The organism is Weissella sp. DD23, from assembly GCF_001579105.1.
Lineage (GTDB): Bacteria > Bacillota > Bacilli > Lactobacillales > Lactobacillaceae > Weissella > Weissella cibaria.
Window position 1 is genome coordinate 63,494 of sequence record NZ_KQ970396.1, and the last position, 3,172, is coordinate 66,665.

Below are 3,172 nucleotides of genomic sequence, written 5' to 3' on the forward strand. Positions count from 1 at the left end.
GGTGTGAAGGCCCGAATCGAACCGGGCGCGGTGATTCGCGAACAGGTGGAAATTGGCGATAATGCGGTCATTATGATGGGGGCCATTATTAATATTGGGGCCGAAATTGGCCCAGGAACCATGATTGATATGGGTGCTGTGCTAGGCGGACGCGCAATTGTCGGCGCGCATAGTCACATCGGCGCGGGTGCTGTCTTGGCCGGGGTAGTTGAGCCAGCCTCAGCAACGCCGGTGACGATTGGTGATAACGTTCTCGTCGGTGCGAATGCGGTAGTGATCGAAGGTGTGCAAGTTGGTGACGGGGCTGTTGTTGCGGCCGGCGCGATTGTCACTAAGGATGTGCCAGCCCATACAGTTGTAGCTGGTGTGCCAGCACGTGTCATTAAGGACATTGATGCGCAAACGGAAGGCAAGACGGCCTTGGTCGACGCCTTGCGGAACCTGGATTAACGAGGTGCTGACATGACGCCGATTGATTTAAAACAAGTCCGGCGTGACTTGCACCGCATCCCAGAGTTGGCGTTACACGAAACGCAGACACACCAGTATTTGAAACAGTTGGTCATGCAATGGCAGCAACCATGGGTCACAATACGTGAAATACCTGAACTACCAACGGCGTTGCTTGTTCGCGTCGCTGGAACCGATCCACAACGAACAATTGGGTATCGGGCGGACATTGATGCGTTGCCAATTACTGAGGCCACGGGGTTACCATTTGCATCAGAACATGCGGGTCTGATGCATGCGTGCGGTCATGATATGCATATGACAGTGGGGTTAGGTATTTTAGCGTACTTTACCCAGCATCAGCCGAAAGATAATCTGATTTTCTTTTTCCAACCAGCTGAAGAAGCTGATTATGGTGGTAAACGGGCGTACGATTTGGGTGTGTTTACTGATGAATGGCGCCCGGATGAGTTTTATGGCTTACATGATCATCCCGGTTTGCCAACTGGGCAAATTGCGACGCGTCAAGGGACATTGTTTGCGGGGACGACTGAGATTCATGTAACCTTTACAGGTAAAGGCGGTCACGCTGCTTACCCACATGAAGCCGTCGATGCAGTGGTCGCGGGTGCGATGTTTGTCAATCAAGTGCAAACGATTGTGTCACGCAATGTCGATCCAGTTCGCGGTGGTGTGGTGACATTAGGCACTTTTCACGCCGGGATAGTCGGTAATGTGATTGCCGAAACCGCCCATTTAGATGGAACGATTCGGGCCTTCCACCAGCAGGATATCGAAATGATGCAACAACGTGTGCGCGATATTGTGGCGGGGGTGGCACTGGCAACCGGTGTGACGGCTGATTTGCAGTTAATTCAAGGGGGCTACATGCCGGTTGAAAATGACGACACGACAACAGCGCTATTCATGACTTATATGACCCAGGCAACGGATGTTGATTTTTCAGAAATTGCGCCGGCGATGACTGGTGAAGATTTTGGCTTCTTACTACAAAAATTCCCAGGTACGATGTTTTGGTTAGGGGTTGGTGATCCAACCCATGCGCTTCATAATGCCGGATTGTCGCCTGATGAGGCCGCCTTGCAACCAGGTGTTGACGCAATGGTTGGTTACTTAAATTGGCGAATGATGCAATAAATAATAAGAAGAGGCAACTGATATGTATGATGAAGTTGAGCTGATTACGGCGATTATTACGCCTTTTACAGCAGAAGATACGATTGATTATCCAGCGTTGGATTCGTTGACCGAACGATTGTTAGCCGAAGGTACCCAAGGATTTGTCATTGGCGGTACCACTGGTGAGTCACCAACCTTGACGCATGAAGAAAAACTAGCTTTATATGCTTACTTTGCTGCAAAGGTGGGGACCCGCGGGCCAGTGATTGCGAACGTCGGTGATAATAACACAGCCCAATCAGTCGCATTGGCTGCCGAAGTTAGTGCGATACCTGGGGTAGATGCCATTTTGGCCGTGACGCCATACTACAATAAACCAAGTCAGAAGGGGATGTTAGCCCACTTTACGGCGATTGCGGATGCGTCGGCTGTACCAGTCATGCTGTATAACATTCCAGGTCGTTCAGCGGTTGGTCTAACAAATGACAGTGTGGTGACATTAGCGCAGCATCCAAATATCAATGCCGTCAAGCAAGTCACAAGCATTGATGATTTGGCGTACTTGGTTGACCATACACCAGCAGATTTTGCTGTCTATACCGGTGAGGATGCTCAGACGTTAGCGGCAAAGGCGATTGGGGCGACTGGCACAATTTCAGTGGCGGCACACCTGTATAGTCCTGAAATGCGCGACTTGTTCTTGGCGTTCCATGATGGTGATCTAGGTAAGGCGGGTCAGTTGCAACGGTGGTTAACACCACGGATGAATACGCTATTTAGTTACCCTTCGCCAGCACCAGTTAAGGCGGTTTTGGCGGAAAAGGGCGAGGTGCAAAACCGAACGCGCTTGCCAATTTTGCCTTTGGATGAACATGAAACGGCAGATGTCATTGCACATCTTGCGTAAAGATGAGAGAGGAATTTTTATGACAACCGTATTTCTAGCGGGCGGATTTGGTAAAATGGGAGTAGCCATCCAAAATATGTTGGCCGAACAGGCTGATTTGACGTTGGTTGGTATTCTAGGTCGGACCCCGCACGAGGCGACAGTACCGGTTTTTACAGAATTAGACGAAATTGATGTCATAGCAGATGTTTGGGTAGATGTGACGTTACCCGAATCAGCCTTCGACAATGCCACTTATGCGTTGTCACACGGCTTTGATTTAGTGGTTGGGACAAGTGGCTTGGCAGCCGATCAAGTTTCACAACTTCGCCATCTAGCTGAAAAGTATGCGCGCCATGCGATTATCGTACCTAATTTTTCGTTATCAGCGGTGTTGTTGATGCAATTTGCTGAAAAAGCAGCGCAATATTTCCCGGATGCGGAAGTGCTAGAAATTCATAACCCCAATAAGGTGGATTCACCGTCTGGGACGGCCCGGGCGACCGCAAGTCGCATTGCGGCTCGTAAGGCTAAACCAGTGACCCAGTATCGAGCAGATGCTGCTCGTGGGGAAGCAATCGACCAGGTGCCGGTTCATGCGATGCGTTTACCTGGCTATGTGGCCGAGGAAGAAGTTATCTTCGGGGCACCCGGGGAAACATTACGACTCAAGCAAACATCATTCACGCGTGAATC

The 3,172-nt window shown here is 50.3% G+C and carries 4 protein-coding genes; all 4 read left to right on the forward strand.

Going from position 1 to position 3,172, the window contains the following annotated elements; all coding sequences use genetic code 11:
- On the forward strand, positions 1–450 hold a 450-nt coding region (gene dapD / locus WEIDD23_RS09620; RefSeq protein WP_082778336.1), incomplete at its 5' end, for a 2,3,4,5-tetrahydropyridine-2,6-dicarboxylate N-acetyltransferase.
- Between the two features lie 12 nt (positions 451–462).
- Positions 463–1,608 carry an N-acetyldiaminopimelate deacetylase gene (locus WEIDD23_RS09625; RefSeq protein WP_062358938.1) on the forward strand — a complete coding sequence of 382 codons (1,146 nt, stop codon included), beginning with the start codon at positions 463–465 and terminating at the stop codon, positions 1,606–1,608.
- 22 nt (positions 1,609–1,630) lie between these two features.
- Complete coding sequence (gene dapA / locus WEIDD23_RS09630) at positions 1,631–2,497, forward strand: 4-hydroxy-tetrahydrodipicolinate synthase (protein WP_010374107.1); 867 nt, start codon at positions 1,631–1,633, stop codon at positions 2,495–2,497.
- 19 nt (positions 2,498–2,516) lie between these two features.
- On the forward strand, positions 2,517–3,172 hold a 656-nt coding region (gene dapB, locus WEIDD23_RS09635; protein WP_062358948.1), incomplete at its 3' end, for a 4-hydroxy-tetrahydrodipicolinate reductase.